The following is an 18,225-nucleotide window of genomic DNA, read 5'->3' as shown; positions in this document are numbered from 1 at the left end:
GGTCACCTGTGTGAATTGTCGGACAAGACCGGGATCACAGAGCCTAAGCCGCGAAGGCGTCACAGGACACTGGACACATGCGACAAAAAATAAGACGATCCAGCCGTCTGGTGACCACTTTCCCCTATAAGAATAAATGAAATTATGTCTAACCAAATCTCCACGCCCTTACGGCGCGTCAGCATTTTGGCCATTGATCGGGTATTCGCTTCAACCCTCATGCAAGCCAAGGATTTCTTCCACCTCGCGAGCCTGCGCTACGGCAAACAGCTGGGCCAGGGCCTCACCCCCGCCTTCGAAACCCGCCTGGTCAGCCCCGACGGGCAGTCGGTGCGCAGCTTCAGCGATGTGATCATGCCGGTGGACGGCGGCCTCGAAAACGCCGACATCATCGTGCTCCCGGCCTTCTGGGACGATTTCGACTCGTTGTGCCAACGCTACCCCCAAGTGCTGCCCTGGCTGCGTGAACAACACGCCCGTGGCGCGGTGCTGTGCGGCGAAGCCACCGGGGTGTTCTGGCTCGCCGAAGCCGGCCTGCTGGATGGCAAGGAAGCGACCACCTATTGGCGCTTCTTCAACGCTTTCACCGAACGCTTTCCCAAGGTGCAGCTGAACCAGGACAAGCACCTGACCGACGCCGACAACCTCTACTGCGCCGGCGGCACCACTTCAGCCTGCGACCTCTACATCTACCTGATCGAACGCTTCTGCGGCGCCAACATCGCCCAGGCCGTGGCCCGCGACATCCTCTACGAAGTGCAACGCAGCTACGCCCCCGGGCGCATCGGTTTTGGCGGGCAGAAGCTGCACCAGGACGTGATCATCCTGCAGATCCAGCATTGGCTCGAAGAGCACTTCGCCGACAAGTTCCGCTTCGAAGACGTGGCCCGGGAACACGGCATGAGCATCCGCAACTTCATGCGCCGCTTCCAGACCGCCACCGGTGACAAGCCGCTGCACTACCTGCAACGGTTGCGCATCGAGACAGCCAAGGGCCTGCTGTCCGGCAGCCGCAAAAGCATCAAGACCATCAGTTACGAGGTGGGCTACGACGACGCGAGCTTCTTTGCGCGGCTGTTCCGCCAGCATACCGAGCTGTCGCCCAACCAGTATCGCCAGCAGTTCCAGCAGGCCGCGTAACCAAAGGGTATACGCAGTAAAAATGTGGGAGCTGGCTTGCCTGCGATGGCGGCGTGCCAGGCACCAGCGGCATCAACCGACAGACCGCTATCGCGGGCAAGCCCGGCTCCCACAGTTGCTTTCTGTTGACCTGGAAATTTGCATAAAAAAAGGCCCGCATCGCTGCGGGCCTTTTTCATTTCAAGCACATCGCTTACGGCTTGTGCGCCCGCGACAGAAACTCGTGGGACTGCATTTCCAGCAAGCGGCTCAAGGTGCGCTGGAATTCGAAGTTCAAGCGGCCGCCGGTGTAGAGGTCCTTGAGCTCGACTTCCGCCGAGATGATCAGCTTGACGTTGCGGTCGTAGAATTCGTCGACCATGTTGATAAAGCGCCGCGCGATGTCGTCGGTGGTGACGCTCATCTGCTCGACACCGCTCAGGATCACCGCGTGGAAGATCTTGCCCAGTTCGATGTAGTCGTTCTGGCTGCGAGGGCCGTCGCACAGTTCGCGGAATTCGAACCAGGCCACGTCATCGCAGGTGCGCAGTGCGATGATTTCGCGGTTTTCGATGATCAGCTTGTCGTTTTCAATCGCCTGGGTGCATTCCGGCGTCAGCGCGCGGAAGCTCTTGCGCAGGCTTTCCTGGGCCACTTCGTTGAGCGGGTAGTGGAACAGTTCGGCTTGTTCAAGGTGACGCAGGCGGTAGTCGACGCCGCTGTCGACGTTGACGATGTCGGTGTTCTGCTTGATCAGGGCGATGGCCGGCAGGAAACGCGCGCGTTGCAGGCCGTCCTTGTACAGGCCGTCGGGCACGATGTTCGAGGTGGCGACAAGGGTCACGCCGTTCTTGAACAACTCTTCCATCAGGGTGCCGAGGATCATCGCGTCGGTGATGTCGGACACGAAGAACTCATCGAAACAGATCACCCGGGCTTCTTCCGAGAAGCGCTTGGCGATGATGGTCAGCGGGTTCTTTTCGCCCGGCAGGGTCTTCATCTCTTCATGCACGCGCTTCATGAAGCGGTGGAAGTGGGTGCGGACCTTTTCCTTGAACGGCAGCGCTTCGAAGAAGGTGTCCACCAGGTAAGTCTTGCCCCGGCCAACACCACCCCAGAAATACAGGCCCTTGACCGGCGTATGGTCTTTCTTGCCAAACAGCTTGCTGAACATGCCCGGCTTGTTCTGCGAGGCCTGGACCAGGTCGTCGTACAGGCGCTGCAAATGGCGCACCGCAGTTTCCTGGGCAGCGTCATGGAAGAATTCAGGGCGTTTCAGATCAGCTTGATATCGTTCTAGGGGCGTCATAATTCGTTAGCAAGGCAACAAAAACGGGCCGCCACTGTAACGACGGCCCTGAAGAATGGCAATCAACCCTTGGTCGGGTCAATCCTCGATTGGGGTCAACGCAACGCGCAAGGCTTCGATCGCCGCATCCCGCGAGGCGCTGTCGGCGAACGCCGGGCTATCGGCGACGACTTCACCGTCCAGCCACACGCTGAAGCTCGAGGCTTCACTGCGTACATCCAGCGCCTGACCCGATTGCAGCTGCTTGGTTACGGCGCCTGCGGTTTTACCGTCGGCAAAGTTGCGCGACAGCAGCAGTTGCTCGCCTTCGGCCGCCAGCAAACGGAAGCGGAAGCTGCCGTCGTCTTCGCGGAAGCTGACAAAGCGCGCGGCTTTCGCAGCTTTCTTCTTGGTGGTGGCAGCCACGGCGACCGGATTGACGAACGAGCGCAGGCCCACCGCTTCACGCAGTTCGGCCAGGAACGGTGCAGCCACGGCGCGGGCTTTGCGGGCGCCGACCAGCAGCAGGTCTTCCATGTCCGACGGGCGCGACATCAGTTGGTGATAACGCTCGCGCGCTTCGCCCAGTTGGCCGTCCAGCAGTTGGAACAGACGGTTCTTCGCCTCGCCCCAGCCCAGGCCTTGCAGCAGTTCACCGCGGAACTCTTCTTCCTGGGCCTGGGTGGCAAACGCCTGGTACAGGGTGAACAGGTGCGAGTTGTCCGGATCCTTGGCTTCGCCCGGCGCGCGGGAGTCGGTGACGATCCGCGAGATCGCGTCCTTCATGTCCTTGGCGCTGGTGAACAACGGGATGGTGTTGTCGTAGCTCTTCGACATCTTGCGGCCATCCAGGCCCGGCAAGGTGGCGACGCTTTCTTCGATCAGCGCTTCGGGCATGGTGAAGAATTCTTTACCCTTGCCGAACAGGTGGTTGAAGCGCTGGCCGATGTCGCGAGCCATTTCCACGTGCTGGATCTGGTCACGACCGACCGGCACCTTGTGGGCGTTGAACATCAGGATGTCCGCAGCCATCAGCACCGGGTAGCTGTACAGGCCCATGGTGATCCCCGCATCCGGGTCTTCGCCGTTCTCCAGGTTCTTGTCCACCGAGGCCTTGTAGGCGTGCGCACGGTTGAGCAGGCCCTTGGCCGCCACGCAGGTCAGCAGCCAGGTCAGCTCGGGGATTTCCGGGATGTCGGACTGGCGGTAGAAGGTTACCCGGTTCACATCCAGGCCACCGGCCAGCCAGGTCGCGGCGATTTCCATGCGCGAGCGCTGGATGCGCTGCGGGTCATCGCACTTGATCAGGGCGTGGTAGTCGGCCAGGAAGTAGAAGGAGTCGGCGTTGGCGTCCTGGCTGGCAAGGATCGCCGGGCGAATCGCGCCGGCGTAGTTGCCCAGGTGCGGCGTGCCGGTGGTGGTGATGCCGGTGAGGATGCGGGTACGGGTCGTCATGGGTGATCGCTTGTCATCAATTCGAAAGACGTGGCAGCACAAGATCCTTGAGATCGGTCAGCTTGCCATGAAAAAAGTGTCCGCATTCTGCCACTTTCAGCAGCTCATGGGGGCGATTCAGGGCCGCGGACCAGTCGTAGACGAGTTGCGGGTCGACCACTTCGTCGGTTTCCGGCTGGATCACGGTCAATGGGCAGCCTTGTGGCAACACGTCGTTATCCCGCAGGCGCATCACCGCCGCGGCCACCATGAACAGGTGCGCGAGTTTTTCGCCCTTGGCTTCCAGGCGGCCGCCGAGGGTGGCCGCGACAAACCCGCCGAAGGAAAAACCCAGCAGGGTGATCGGCAGGTCGGGATGCTTTTCACGCAGCCAGGTGGCTGCCGCTTCGGCGTCGTCGACTTCACCGGTGCCCATATCGTGCGTACCGGCACTGGTGCCGACACCGCGATAATTGAAACGTAACGTGATCAAGCCGGCATCGCGCGCGGTGCGTTGCAGGGTCGATACGACTTTGTTGAGCATGGTGCCGCCCTGCACCGGGTTCGGGTGACAGATCAGCGCCAGGCCACGTGGCTCGGGGTGATCCAGATACAGGGCGTCCAGTTGGCCTACCGGGCCATCGATCAAAACGGGGGTTTCACGCATCAGCAAGGAAGGAACTCCGTGACCTCTCAAGGGGTCGACTCGTCTAGCTAAAAGTCTGTGCATGGCATCATTGCGAGCTTAATCGCGGTATACAGCGCAGGTCCGAGCCGTTAACGTAAAGCAAAGCCGTTTATAGAGGAAGGACTCGTGGAACACTCGCTCTTAGTTTGGTTGTTGCCGACTCTCGCCTTGGTTGCCGGTGTCGCCATTGGATTCCTGGTTGCCCGCCTGCTGCCGAATGCCGCGCCTAACCGCACGCAGCGTCAGCTGGATGACATTCAGGAACGTTTTGACAGTTATCAGAACGAGGTTGTTACCCACTTCAACAGCACCGCGACCCTGGTGAAAAAGCTCACTCAGAGCTATCAGGAAGTACAGGATCATCTCGCCGAGGGTGCCAACCGCCTGGCCCTGGACGACATCACCCGCCAGCGCCTGCTGGCCGCGCTGCATTCCGATGCACCGCACGCTCCACGGGAACGCCTGACCCCTCCGCGGGAAAATCAGGAACCGCCACGGGATTACGCGCCAAAAACGCCAAATGCCCCGGGGATGCTGGATGAGCATTACGGCTTGAAGAAGTAATAGCTTTTCAAGCGGCATAAAAAAGCCCGGCTGATCGATGATCAGCCGGGCTTTTTTGTTGGCACCAGGTCGACCAGACGACACTGATCCAATGTGCGAGCGGGCTTGCTCGCGAATGCGGTCTATCAGTCACCCGATGTATTAACTGACCCACCGTATTCGCGAGCAAGCCCGCTCCCACATTGACCGAGTCCGACTTCAGGACACTGGCTGTTCTTGTAGCTGCCCGTTCTCGATCCGCACATGCCGCCCATGGAAACGCTTGAGGCTGCTGCGGTGCCCGACGCTGACGATGCTCAACCCCGGCAATTCATCGATCAACGCCTGATACAGCGCCGCCTCATCTTCCTCGTCCATCGCCGAGGTGGCCTCGTCCATGTACAGCCATTGCGGTTCAAACAACAGCGCCCGCGCAAACGCCAGGCGCTGTTGCTCACCCGGCGACAGCATGCGCTGCCAGTGATTGGCTTCGTCCAAGCGTGGAATCAGGTGCGCCAGGCGGCAGGCTTCCAGGACCTGTGCATAACGTTGCGCCGGGTACGCGCCCTCCTCCTGTGGATAACTCAACACACCCCGCAAGGTACCAATCGGCAGGTACGGCTTTTGCGGCAGGAACAGATAACGCTCGGCCGGCAAGCGGATGTTGCCGTGGCCGTTTGGCCAGAGATTGCCCATGGCCCGCAGCAAGGTTGACTTGCCGCTGCCGGAACGCCCGCTGAGCATCAATCGCTCACCCTCGGCAACCGTCAGGTTGGCGCCATCCAGCAGGTGACGACCATCCGCCAGATCGAGGCTGAGGTTGCTCATCTGCAAATTGCCGCCCTGGCGTTGCAACTCGATGCCCATGTTGCGGCCTTCGTTTTCTTCCATCGCCTCGCCAAAGCTCAGCAGACGATCACAGGTCGCACGCCAGCTGGCCAACACGGTGTACGCGTCGACAAACCAGCTCAGGCTACCCTGCACGCTGCCAAACGCACTGGCCACTTGCATCAGCACGCCCAGCTCTATCTGGCCGGAAAAGTAACGCGGCGCTGCCACCACAAACGGGAAGATGATCGCAATCTGCGAGTAACCACTGGTGAAAAAGTTCAGGCGCTTCTTGAGCTGCATGATGCTCCAGAAGTTGCTCCACACCCGCCCGAAACGTGCACTCAGTTGCTGGTGTTCATTCGGCTCGCCATTGAACAGCGCGATGCTTTCCGCGTTCTCGCGCACCCGCACCAGGCTGAAACGCAAGTCGGCCTCGAAGCGTTGCTGGCGGTTGCTCAAGCCGATCAGTTTTCGACCAATCAAGTGGGTCAACCAACTGCCCAGCACGGCATATACCAGTGCCGCCCAGAACATATAGCCGGGAATCGTGATGCCCCAAACCTCGATACTGCCGGACACGCCCCACAGGATCACCGAGAACGACACCAGGCTCACCAGGTTACTGATAAACCCCAGGCCCAGGCTCAGGGTGCTGCTGGTAAAGGCGTTGAGGTCTTCGGAAATACGTTGGTCGGGGTTATCGGTGTAGCCGCCATATTCCAGGTGGTAGTAGTTCTTCTCGCTCAGCCACTTGGCGAAGTAGGTTTCAGTCAGCCAGCGCCGCCAGCGGATGGTGAGCATTTGCTGCAAATAGGAAGTGAACACCCCGGTGACGATCGCCACCACGGCGATCACGCTGAAATACATCAGCAGGTGGGTGAAGGCGTCGTAGTCCTTCTTTTCCAGGGCGTTATAGAAGTCGCGGTTCCAGCTGTTGAACCACACCGACACGGCCACACTGAACAGCGAAAGCCCCAGCACCACCAGCAACAACAGCCAGGCCTTGAACTTCTCCTCACTGCGCCAGTAGGGGGTGATCAGCGCCCAGACTTTCCTTAAAAATTGCCCACGCACCGCGTCATTGACCGCGGAATACTCAGCGTTCTGATTCATTGTTCAGGCTCGGTAGGAAAAAAATAACAGGCGTTTGAACCGATCATAGACGATCGGTTCAGGGCTCCGTGCGGCCTGAAGCAGATTGTTCAGTCGCCGTTCAACGTCGAACCGGGCGTTTCTGCAACTTGCGCTGCAACGTTCGACGATGCATGCCCAGGGCGCGGGCCGTGGCGGAGATGTTGCCTTCGTGCTCGGTCAACACCCGCTGGATGTGTTCCCACTGCAGGCGGTCCACCGACATCGGGTTTTCCGGCACCAGGGTGTCGAGGTCGGCGTGCTCGGAGAGCAAGGCGGCCAGCACGTCGTCGGCATCTGCCGGCTTGCACAGGTAGTTGCAGGCGCCACGCTTGATCGCCTCGACGGCGGTGGCAATGCTGGAATAGCCGGTGAGGATCACCACGCGCATTTCCGGGTCCAGCTCCAGCAGCTTGGGCAGCAGCACCAGGCCGGAGTCGCCGTCCATTTTCAGGTCCAGGGCCGCGTATTCCGGCAGGTCGGCCGTGGCGATGGCCAGGCCTTCCTCGGCGGAACCTGCGGTGCTGACGCGAAAGCCACGACGGCTCATGGCGCGGGCCATCACGCGGGTAAAGGTGGCGTCGTCATCTACCAGCAGCAGGTGCGGCAGTTCTTCGCCTTCGACTTGGATCTCGTCACTCATCGATGTCTCCTCGTGCGACACGGGGCAGGCGCAGCTCGGTGAGCGTACCGCCTTCCTCATGACTATAGAGTTTCACTGAGCCGCCCGCGCGGGTCACGCTGGCCTTGCTCAAAAACAGGCCCAGGCCGAAGCCTTTGCCCTTGGTGGTAAAGAAGGGCTTGCCGATCTGCTCGGCAATCGCCAGCGGCACACCGGCGCCGTGGTCGCGAATGCTGATGGTGAAGTCTTCCGCATCCCAGTCCAGGGTCACTTCCAACCCTTCCGGGCAGGCATCGGCGGCGTTGTTCAGCAGGTTCAGCAGCGCCTGGGTCAGGTCCGGCGGCGGCGCCATGCGCGGCACCGTGCCCTGGCCCAGCAGGTGGAACCGGTAACTGGCTTCGGGACGCATCAGGTGCCAGCGGTTCAGGGCTTCGTCCAGCCACTGGGTGACGTCTTGCATCTCCACCGCCAGGCGGCGATTGGCCTCGGCGGCGCGCACCAACTGCTGCAAGGTCAGCTTGCACTGCTTGACCTGTTCCTGCAGCACGCTCAGGTCGTCTTGCAGGGCCGGGTCGTGATGGTCCTGGGTCATTTCCTTGAGCAGTACGCTCATGGTCGCCAGCGGCGTGCCCAATTCGTGGGCCGCGCCGGCGGCCTGGGTGGCAACGGCCAGCAGCTGCTGGTCACGCAGGCCTTCTTCGCGGCGAATGGCGCGCAGTTCTTCCTGGCGGCGCAGCTCTTCCGCCATTCGTGCGGCAAAAAAGGTGATGACCGCCGCCGACAGGGCAAAGCTCAGCCACATGCCGTAGATCTGCAGGTTTTCCCGGGCGATGGGGAAGGTCTGCAACGGGTAGAACTGTGCCAGCAGCAGGGTGTACAGGGTCAGGGCAATACCCGACAGCACCACCGAATAACGCCACGGCAAGGTCACCGCCGCGATGGTCAGTGGCACCAGGTAATAGGACACGAACGGGTTGGTGGAGCCGCCGGAGAAGTACAGCAACACACTGTGGATAAACAGGTCGCAGGCCAGTTGCAGGGCGTATTCCAGCTCGGTCACAGGCCACGTGGTGCGCAGCCGGATGACGGTAAATACACACAGCACCGTGGAGAAGCCGAGGGTCACGGCCAACTGCAACCAGGGCAGCGGCAGCAGCTTGAACCAATAGGCGAGCCCCACCGAACCGGCCTGTGCGGCCAGCACCAGGGTGCGGATGAACGTCAGGCGCCAAAGGTTCTGGCGGGTGGCGGAAGTCAGTTTTACGGCGGCGAGCATGAGCTCTCCCGATGAGCGCTGCAGGCGGATCGCACGGAGTATAAACGAAGCGACAGCGCTGGCACGGCGTGTGTGGCTCTTTGACGCAGGGGTCAGGATCATGACCGTTCGTCGGCATCCGCCAACTTGTAGCGAATGTGTAAACCCGAAGAACTGAAACCTTGCGTCTACAGTCTTACCGAACACGAACATCTCAAGGAGCTTACATGTCTCGTTTCATTCGCAGTGCAGCCACCCTCACCCTCGGCGCCGCTACCCTCGCCAGCCTGCCGGCCATGGCCGCTGACGAACTGCATTACAACCAGATTTCCCTGCGTGCCGAAGTCAGCCAGGAAGTGGCGCGCGACCAGATGATCGTCACCCTGTACACCGAGTCGCAGAACACCGACCCGGCCAAGCTTGCCGCCGAAATCACCACCACCATGAACAAGGCGCTGGCCCAGGCCCGCGAAGTCAAAGGCGTGACCCTGCGCCAGGGTAGCCGCAACAGCTACCCGATCTACGACAACAAGAACCAGAAAATCACCGGCTGGCGTGAACGCGCTGAGCTGCGCATGGAAAGTGCCGACTTCGCCGCCCTGTCCAAGCTCACCGGCGACATGCTGACCAACCTGAAAATGGACAGCATGGACTTCGCCATCGCCAACCCGACCCGCAAGGCCAGCGAAGATGCCCTGCTTAAAGAAGCGGTCACCGCATTCAAGGCCCGTGCACAACTGGCCACCGATGCGCTGGGCGGCAAGGGCTACAAGATCGTCAATCTGAACTTCAACACCAACGGTTATCCACAGCCGTATGCCCGCGGCGGGATGATGATGAAAGCCGCAGCGATGGATTCGGCACCGACGCCGGAAGTCGAAGCCGGCACCAGCCAGGTCAACATGACCGCAGATGGCGTGATCGAAGTCCAGATGCCTTGATCGAGTGGTACCCCAGTTGCAATGACGCTGCCCACGGGCAGCGTTTTTTTTTGCCTGCGCACTTCATTCAAGAAGTATCAGCGGTAATAACCGGATATCAGCTTAAGAAAATACTCAATGGCTGAGAGTGTTCTGGTCCACACACCTTGAAGCGCACCGGCGATAAATCTTTTCAGCTTATAACCCGCGTAACGGCGAACTACATCTTCCCCATCAAAGAACGGAACACGCCTACACGCTGAACCACCTATGGCGGACATCACATCATTCCTGCACACCATGCACATCAGGATTTGTCATATGACCACCATAGGTTCCATCGCGGCAAACAACGGCTTCTTCCTTGATACCCCCTCCTCGGCAGGTATTGCCGAAGAACAGGGAAAACCCCGCCAAGGTACGGATACTTCACGGCAGACATATTCGCCAGGGCAGCCCGTAAAGGCAGCCGATCGGGCCACCGACACTCCCGCATCACGACCCCGCCGTCACACTCACGACGTGTTGATCCCGGGATTGCCATACAACAAGACAGTCGAAAACTACATTCGCAGTGCAACGACAGGGTTCGAGACGCCCCTGGAAAGCACCGCCAACCTTATCAAGGCCGAAATCAAGAAAAAGTGGGGCGAGGACGTTGATCCGGACAACACGTTTATTACTACCTTCAACTACGACCCGACACGGGGAAGGCCTCCTCGCAATGCAAAGGTACTGAACCGGATAACCTTGACCCAGGCGGCCCTGCAAGATGTGCAGAAAAAAAACAACACCGATGAACACCAGACGCCCGAGGAAAAAACACGCACGACCCTGCATACCTGGCTGGAACGGCTACTGACGTTTTCGCCGCTGGGCCAGGCGGGGCTTGCCATTGACTCTGCCGTCAATGCCCAGCAGACCTATGAGTTTATATACCGCGCCTCCCCGCCCGGCCAGCGCCAGCAATACAACGAGTCGATGCGGATCAAAAAGACCCCGGAGCAATTCAGGGAATTGGTGTGGAACACCGAACGCGCCGCGCCGTATAAAACATTCCTGGATACGTTCTGGCCCAGCCACGAAAGCAAATACACGGCATTGACCAAGGCCTCCTTCGTTGCCGCCATCCTGCTCCAGGAAAAGACCGGCAGCCTGAGCCCAAGCGACAAGGAACTGGCGCTACGCGCAGCGAACTTGACCACCGATAAAGACTGGTCGAACCTCCGCGTCGAGGACCTGAAAGCCTCTGCCGCCCAGGACCCAGGCCTGGAAATGGGTCTGCTCAGCATCAACGGTTTTCAATCTTCGGACCTGCTGTACATCACCGACAAAAACCCCAAGGTCACCGATGACGGCAAGATCATCAGCCCCACGCTTTTGTATATTCCCGGCAACTCGTCGCCTATTCATCGCTTTGACAGCCAGGCCCAGATGAAAAACTGGCTGGCTGAGCAAGCTGCCGACCCCACCAAGCGCGAAGCCCTTTCAACCCATTTCACGCTGCGTGACCAGGCCGACCGGACGTTCTCCGACGGCGTGAACCAGACACTGACCGGGCTGGGTGGCTGGCACCGCAAAGACGCGCCGGATGCCGATGTGTTGGAGCGCCTGAATGAATTCAACCCGCAGACTTTCATCACCACCGAACCCCTCGCCCAGGACCCATTCGAGGCCATTACTGCCCGCCAGAAAGATCGCTCGTACAAGGATGCCGAGACCCAAATCGTCACCGACAGCGACGTGACCAAAGCCAACATCCTCAAAGGCCTGGAAACCGCCACCAAGGTCGCGATGCTGATGACGCCGCTGGCACTGGTGATGCCCGAAGTCGCCGTGGCCCTCGAGGTGTTCTACGTCGCCTCCGGCGTAGCGGAGGCCGGTATCGGCATCGATGACGTCAAGCACGGCAAGAAAGGCGGGGCCGACCATATCGTGTTCGGAGTGCTCAATGCGCTGCCGACGGTGGCTTCGGGCGCAACTTCACTGGTGGAGAAAGGGATAGAGAGGGCCTCGAAAGCCCTTGAGTCCTCCACCCGCATCGCCCTCACGCGCGAAGTCGAGCCGGGAGCTGCAGGGGCAAGCGTGCTGGTACCTGAGGGCCTGTCCGCAGACCAGACCTTCCTGATCAAGCGTGCAACCCATACCGATGTAGTGGTCGGGGATGACGTTTACCGCTACGACCCCGCACAACCGGACGCCTTGACCAAGATGGGGCCTACCGAGCATGCCGAGCCGCTGGAGGATTTTGAAGCCGTTTGTGCGCCGGTTGGGCGCCGCGTAAAGCGCAACATTGACAGCTTGTGCTACACAAAAATGATCGAGGACGCCGATACATCGGTCGCTCAAGACGCCCAGGCACTTGAGCATCGGCGTCTCTTGCCGGGCGCCCCAACGCAGGAAGGCGCGCGGACCGTGGTGCATGAGCACAGGCTGTATAGAGTGAGCGACACATCCAGCCAGGAGCTGATGTCGGTGCCCGGGCACACGCCGGTTACCTACCGCAACCAAACCAGCGGGGTGGTGCTCAATGAGCCGGACTTCGGCTATGAAGATATCGGTCAACCACGGGCGCTCAACCAGGAAACCGTGGTTGTAAAGCTGGACCAGATCAGTGATCTCAGTGATGACCAGCGCGTCCTGAGGGGCATAAAAATACCCTACGCAGGAATAGATTATGTGGTGGTCGAGGGCGATACCGGCATTTACTACGTGGCCGAATACGACGGTTCGAACCCTGCGCTCAACTTTCAACGCATCGCCGCAAACACCGATCCGGCCAGCCGGGACATCATCAGGCTGCATGACGAGTACAAGGACCTCTATCGTGACATTTCCGGAAAAACCCACAATAACGATCTGGTGATACTGCCCTCCCTGGACTCACTGGCAAAAAAACTGAGCCTTGAATACAACTTCACACCCGATCAAGCCACCCAACTGGACCGAGTCCTGGCCGGACTGTCCGATGAAAAGAAACGTGAAGTTCTACTGGCAGTCTATGCCTGGGACAAGAAGGTAGAGGTGGCCGCCAAGACCATACAACTTGAGCCCCTTCAAAAGCCTCACTATTTCGGGCAGCTCACGGTCAACGAGCAAAACAAGGCCTACGCCCGTTGGGGCAAGAGAACGGTGGAGGAACAGTTCCAGACAACCGGTATACGGTCGGCCAACCAGAAAACCCTGGCCGATGCCGGTAACAGTCTGCGCAGCGACGTGGCCAATGAAATAGTGACCTGGCTATACACTCGAACCGGCGCGCCCAACTACTCGGAGGTCATCCTGAAAACGGGGGCCGGCAATTGCGACCAGATGGCCAGGGTCGCCACCGATACCGTTAACGCCAGTGGCGGCTTTGCCCGCATTGCACAAGTGCAGGGACACACCTTCAGCGTGGTCGGCGGCCCCGCAAGTCAGCCTAACCTCTTGACCGCTGGATTTGCCGAGCCCGAATGGGCTGATGCGTGGATAGTGGACCCATGGGCCGGTATCACTTGTCCGGCCAACGAGTACCACGGCCAATTCGCACAACGCATGCAGGAATGGAGCGACGAGGGCCGGCAAATCCTGATCGGAGATGGTGGTACGCCGCCTCGGCACGTCTGGAGCGATCCTATGGACCCGCGGTGGATACAGTCCACCGTTTATGGCGGCGCACAGGTGTTTTAAGGCGATCGCCGCGACGCAGGCGCTTATCTCAACCTGGGTAACCCGAACGGCGGCAATCGTGGTGACCGCCGTTCTCGTTCGTGTAGCGTTCACCTGCCATTTCAAGGAGCAGGACTGCAATGCCGCTGCCTTCGGGCAGCATTTTTTTGCCTGGCACTTAATTCAAGAAGTTTCAGCGGTAATAACCGGTTACCAGCTTCAGAAAATGCTTAATCGCCGGGCGTGTGCTGGTCCGGACACATTGAAGTGCGTTGGTGATAAATCTTTTCAACTTATAACCCGTGCAATGGACAACTACATCCTCACCCTCAACGAGCGGAACACGCCTGGACGCTGCACCACTCATGGCGTAGATCACCGTACTCCTCATCCACAGTTTATGGCGGTGCAGATGCGTGCAATCAACATCCAGCCAGGTAATCTGAAATGACAAGCTCAGCTCAACTTAACATTGTCCATTACCCAAAAAACCCGCTACCCGGTACGACTCAAGAACAACGTACCGAGGCGCTGGAACGGATACCGCCAACGCCATTGAAGAGTACCGATATTTATGAAACGGACAACGTTGGCACTGCCTCTAGGAACGAGTCTGATATCTACAAGGCAACCATTTACGGACCCGACTTTGTTCACGCGCCAGGCGATGGGTATATCTACAATGAGCGAGAGGCTCATATCGATGCCTATGCCAATCGTGTAAAGACGCAGATCGAAAATATAGAAAGTGGCACTGAAGGCGAACGAAACGTCAAGTTCCAGAACGTGCGCCTGTTCATGGACCCCGCAGGATACTTCAGTGGGGGTTTATTGGCAGCCGGGTTCGACCCGCATGAAAAGTTCACGGTAACGTTCAATACCTATGTCGGTATGGGCACAGCACAAAATCTCTCTGATACCCAGACACACACTTATTTCGCATGGGAAATTGCAGCGGGTGCTCTAGCGCACGACAGACCCGCACGTGGTGGGGTTTTAAATTTTCCTGAAATGGAAATAGAAAAAAAAGACCGGACAAAAATCAATGATTTGGAAGCGTTCGGCCGACAACTTCAAGCTCGCTGGGAGAAAGACATAGCCGCGCCGATGCGCGAGGGCTCCGGAACAATAGCAGAGCGATCGGGAAAAGCAGACGCCTATGTAACACGGGGCACGTTGCTGAGCCTTCGTAGTGACACGGAAAATTTCGCAAGGTTAAGCCCTGCCGGCCAGGAAGCGGTGAATCGCACGCTGGACAAGAATGGGCAAGTGATTATCCCCAATATTTACGGCTACCCCATGAGCGGGTATGCCTTTATCCCCTACACGCCTTACGATGGCAATCCCGCCAATCGCCCCAATCAGGGAGTCATGATCGACTTGAAGAACGGCGCTGTCCGCGAGATAAAAGGCGATGACGAATTTGCGAGCTGGGCCAAAGACAATCGTGATGAATTGATGCGCCGTTTCAATACCGGTGATATGCAAGGGCGACACAATGCCCACTGGCCACCGGCCGGGGCGGTGCTCGACAGCCTGATCCAGGATAATCGGTCGCGATATCCGGGGTACGAACACTGGTACAAAGATAAATCCGTGCCGGTACGAGAGCTATTCAACTACACCGAATCGCGAAAAGCAGGTTATGGGCTGCAATTTGGCGATCTGAACAAAGGTATCGCCCCCCACTATCAGGAGCAGAACGCCAACAATGCGGTGTGGGCCGACCAGACGGATGTGTTTGGTGCCTCGCAGCAAGCCTGGAAGTCGGTGAAAGACACCTGGGGCAAAACCTTTGGTAATCTGCCCATTGTTGGCAATATAGGCAATATCGTGTTTGGCGTGCATGACAGCCTCTATGGCAAGACCGCAGGCGAGCGCACAGGGGGAACTGCTGCGGCCGTCATCTCAAGCCTGATGCTGGCACACGAAGTTGCACCCGGTTTGGTCGAGGCGAGCCTGGGTGAAACTCCGATTACGTTCAACTCCACCGTTACTGAAGACTACCGCTGGAACTATAATTCGCAGAAGAGCGAATTTGAGCTGACACGCGTTTCGAAAGTATCCGGCGATAGTCATCCGGACCCGTCTTTAAATGAAATTGAGTCGAGTGGACCAGAGGTCCCCCCGGCATCTATCAACGTAGACGGCGTCGAACTGCCGCCCCTGAAAACGGTTAAAAATCTGCCGGTCGGCGAGGCCCTTTTTTCTACTGCTGAAAAAACCAGTATTCTCAGTGGAGAAATAGATAGCCTGAACACTATCAACGATAAACTTTACACGTTCGTGGATGTGAACAAACAAGGTTCGGCCCAGCGATTGAACATACTGGTACACGGTAAAGTCGATGAGACTACCGGGGTCGCAAAAGTTTCTTATGATGGAAAGCTCAATAGTCCGGAAGAATTGCTGGATACGCTTCACAGCAAAGGGATCCATCCGGAAGAGTTCGACAACGTGCGCCTGCTGTCATGTGATTCCGCAACCGGTGGGGATGCTTCGTTTGCCGCTCAATTCCAAAAGTTGATTGGCCGCCCTGTCAAAGGTTATAGCGGCACCTTGAGTGCCAACCTGGCCCCTGAAGAGATAAAAGCTGCCATTGACAAGGTAGAAAAAATCTACCTGGAGAACTTATCCGCACAAAATATTCAGATCACCGATAACGTCCGTACCGCAGTAAGAGCTGAGGCTGAACAGTATGTCAGCGAAGAAATGGCGCGAATCAAGAAATTCAAGCCGTCAAAGAACAACCCGTACTGGAATCCGTTCAAGTGGTGGGCGTTCACTTATAAACCCGAACACTTTCCGGCTAAATCGTAGCGACCTGGAATAGCCGAATCCCGGAGACACTGGGGCCTCGCATGCTTATCTCTACCTGAGTGACAAGAACGGCGGTAACCTCGGTGACTGCCGTTTTCGTTCGGGCACTATTTGCCTGCCACTTCAGGGGTCTCCATGGAAAGAATCACCTTAAAACCGCTGCTCCTTGCTGCCGGCCTGCTGGCATTCATGCCCATGGCCCAGGCAGCCGGCACCCTGGTCTACTGCTCCGAAGCCAGCCCTGCCGGCTTCGACCCCAGCCAGTACACCAGCGGCACCGATTTCGATGCCTCCGCCGAAACCGTGTTCAACCGCCTGACCCAGTTCAAGCGTGGCGGCACTGAAGTCGAACCCGGCCTGGCAACCCATTGGGACGTGTCCAAAGACGGCCTGATGTATACCTTCCACCTGCGCGATGGCGTCAAGTTCCACACCACCGACTATTTCACCCCGACCCGTGATTTCAACGCCGACGACGTGCTCTTCACCTTCCAGCGCCTGCTGGATCCCGAGACCCCGTTCCGCAAGGCCTATCCATCGGAGTCGCCCTACTTCACCGACATGGGCTTGAACACCACGATCAAGAGCGTCGAAAAACTCGACGAGCACACCGTGCGCTTCAACCTGAACAACGTTGACGCCTCCTTCGTACAGAACCTGGCCATGAGCTTCGCCTCGGTGCAGTCCGCCGAATATGCCGCGCAGTTGCTCAAGGAAGGCAAGGCCGCGGACATCAATCAGAAGCCGGTGGGCACCGGGCCATTTGTGTTCAAGCGTTACCAGAAGGATTCGCAGATTCGCTACAGCGCCAATAAACAGTATTGGAAGCCCGAAGATGTGAAGCTCGACAACCTGGTATTCTCGATCACCCCGGACGCCGCCGTGCGCCTGCAAAAGCTCAAGGCCGGCGAGTGCCAGGTCAGCGGTTACCCGCGCCCTTCCGACATCGAAGTGATGAAGCAAGACCCCAACCTGCGGGTTCTTCAGCAAGCCGGCTTCAACCTGGGCTTTCTCGCCTACAACGTGACCCACCCGCCCCTGGACCAGCTCAAGGTGCGCCAGGCGCTGGACATGGCCATCGACAAGCCGGCAATCATCAAGGCGGTGTACCAGAGCGCCGGACAATTGGCGCAGAACGCCCTGCCTCCGGCCCAGTGGTCTTATGACCCGACAATCAAGGACGCGCCCTACGATCCGGCCAAGGCGCGGGCGCTACTAAAAGAAGCAGGGGTTGCACCAGGTACCACCCTCAACCTGTGGGCGATGACCGTACAACGCGCGTCGAATCCCAATGCCCGGATGTCGGCGCAGATGATCCAGCAGGATTGGGAAAAGATTGGCATCAAGGCCAATATCGTCAGCTATGAGTGGGGCGAGTACATCAAACGCGCCAAAGCCGGCGAGCACGACGTGATGATCTACGGCTGGACCGGCGACAACGGCGACCCGGATAACTGGCTCGGCGTGCTCTACAGTTGTGCCGCGGTGAAGGGCAGCAACTATGCAAAATGGTGTAACCCGGCCTACGACAAACTGGTACAGCAGGCCAAGGTCAGCAGCGACCGCGAGCAGCGCATCAAGTGGTATCAACAGGCACAAAAAATCCTTAAGGAACAAGTACCTATAACGCCTATCGCAAACTCGACGGTTTTCCAGCCCCTGCGAAAGGAAGTGCAGGACTTCAAGATCAGTCCTTTTGGACTCACTCCCTTCTACGGCGTCAGTCTGAATAAGTAACAGCCGCGCCCCAACCGAGTGCGCCAGACGCCTCGGTTGGGCATTCCTGGTGCAGCCCTCGCACCGAAAAAAACCCTCAAAAGTGCGTAAATGTGTCTGAACTTACACATATGCGACATTCGTGTACGTTCGTACCACTGTTTAGCCGTTGTAGGCTCTCAACATCTTGCATTGGGTATGGGCCCTGCA

Annotated in this window: 13 protein-coding genes; 7 read left to right on the top strand and 6 right to left on the bottom strand. The window is 58.5% G+C overall.

Annotation, left to right across the window (positions count from 1 at the left end; translation table 11 throughout):
• Positions 1–219: 219 nt before the first annotated feature.
• The gene (locus HX873_RS23125) at positions 220–1,140 is read left to right on the top strand and encodes a GlxA family transcriptional regulator (protein ID WP_173406101.1); all 921 of its coding nucleotides are present in this window, start codon (positions 220–222) and stop codon (positions 1,138–1,140) included.
• A gap of 193 nt (positions 1,141–1,333) precedes the next feature.
• On the opposite strand, the gene zapE is transcribed toward HX873_RS23125, so the two are convergent.
• From zapE to HX873_RS23110, 3 genes are all read right to left on the bottom strand, one after another.
• Positions 1,334–2,428 carry a cell division protein ZapE gene (gene zapE / locus HX873_RS23120; RefSeq protein ID WP_003216025.1) on the bottom strand — a complete coding sequence of 365 codons (1,095 nt, stop codon included), beginning with the start codon at positions 2,426–2,428 and terminating at the stop codon, positions 1,334–1,336.
• 78 nt (positions 2,429–2,506) lie between these two features.
• Positions 2,507–3,862 (bottom strand): tryptophan--tRNA ligase, encoded by a 1,356-nt coding sequence (locus HX873_RS23115; RefSeq protein ID WP_008437254.1) that lies wholly within the window; start codon positions 3,860–3,862, stop codon positions 2,507–2,509.
• 16 nt (positions 3,863–3,878) lie between these two features.
• The gene (locus HX873_RS23110; RefSeq protein ID WP_102604577.1) at positions 3,879–4,508 is read right to left on the bottom strand and encodes an alpha/beta hydrolase; all 630 of its coding nucleotides are present in this window, start codon (positions 4,506–4,508) and stop codon (positions 3,879–3,881) included.
• Between the two features lie 147 nt (positions 4,509–4,655).
• Here HX873_RS23110 and HX873_RS23105 point away from each other — a divergent pair, with 147 nt between their 5' ends.
• Positions 4,656–5,093: a YhcB family protein gene (locus HX873_RS23105; protein WP_003216019.1), complete on the top strand. Its 438-nt coding sequence runs from the start codon at positions 4,656–4,658 to the stop codon at positions 5,091–5,093.
• Positions 5,094–5,291: 198 nt separating this feature from the next.
• Here the strand turns inward: HX873_RS23105 and HX873_RS23100 are convergent, their stop codons facing one another.
• The 3 genes from HX873_RS23100 to HX873_RS23090 all read right to left on the bottom strand — a co-directional run bounded on the left by HX873_RS23100 (position 5,292) and on the right by HX873_RS23090 (position 8,932).
• Complete coding sequence (locus HX873_RS23100; protein ID WP_177123255.1) at positions 5,292–7,016, bottom strand: ABC transporter ATP-binding protein/permease; 1,725 nt, start codon at positions 7,014–7,016, stop codon at positions 5,292–5,294.
• A gap of 100 nt (positions 7,017–7,116) precedes the next feature.
• On the bottom strand, positions 7,117–7,677 hold the full coding sequence (locus HX873_RS23095; protein ID WP_003216016.1) for a response regulator transcription factor: 561 nt from the start codon (positions 7,675–7,677) through the stop codon (positions 7,117–7,119).
• The gene (locus HX873_RS23090; protein ID WP_003216013.1) at positions 7,670–8,932 is read right to left on the bottom strand and encodes an ATP-binding protein; all 1,263 of its coding nucleotides are present in this window, start codon (positions 8,930–8,932) and stop codon (positions 7,670–7,672) included. Before HX873_RS23090 ends, HX873_RS23095 begins: the two co-directional genes overlap by 8 nt.
• 206 nt (positions 8,933–9,138) lie before the next feature.
• Here HX873_RS23090 and HX873_RS23085 point away from each other — a divergent pair, with 206 nt between their 5' ends.
• The 5 genes from HX873_RS23085 to HX873_RS23065 all read left to right on the top strand — a co-directional run bounded on the left by HX873_RS23085 (position 9,139) and on the right by HX873_RS23065 (position 18,036).
• Positions 9,139–9,852, top strand: coding sequence for an SIMPL domain-containing protein (locus HX873_RS23085; protein WP_003216012.1), 714 nt, complete (start codon positions 9,139–9,141; stop codon positions 9,850–9,852).
• A gap of 300 nt (positions 9,853–10,152) precedes the next feature.
• Positions 10,153–13,500: a dermonecrotic toxin domain-containing protein gene (locus HX873_RS23080; RefSeq protein WP_023659189.1), complete on the top strand. Its 3,348-nt coding sequence runs from the start codon at positions 10,153–10,155 to the stop codon at positions 13,498–13,500.
• A 61-nt stretch (positions 13,501–13,561) separates the two neighbouring features.
• Positions 13,562–13,930: a hypothetical protein gene (locus HX873_RS23075; protein ID WP_177123254.1), complete on the top strand. Its 369-nt coding sequence runs from the start codon at positions 13,562–13,564 to the stop codon at positions 13,928–13,930.
• Positions 13,927–16,299: a hypothetical protein gene (locus HX873_RS23070; protein ID WP_218170387.1), complete on the top strand. Its 2,373-nt coding sequence runs from the start codon at positions 13,927–13,929 to the stop codon at positions 16,297–16,299. The genes HX873_RS23075 and HX873_RS23070 overlap by 4 nt, the downstream gene beginning before the upstream one ends.
• Before the next feature lie 135 nt (positions 16,300–16,434).
• Positions 16,435–18,036 carry an ABC transporter substrate-binding protein gene (locus tag HX873_RS23065; protein WP_177021843.1) on the top strand — a complete coding sequence of 534 codons (1,602 nt, stop codon included), beginning with the start codon at positions 16,435–16,437 and terminating at the stop codon, positions 18,034–18,036.
• Positions 18,037–18,225: the final 189 nt, after the last annotated feature.

The sequence above is a fragment of the Pseudomonas sp. P7758 genome (genome assembly GCF_013386485.1).
Lineage (GTDB): Bacteria > Pseudomonadota > Gammaproteobacteria > Pseudomonadales > Pseudomonadaceae > Aquipseudomonas.
This window is presented reverse-complemented; position numbering and strand designations above follow the sequence as displayed.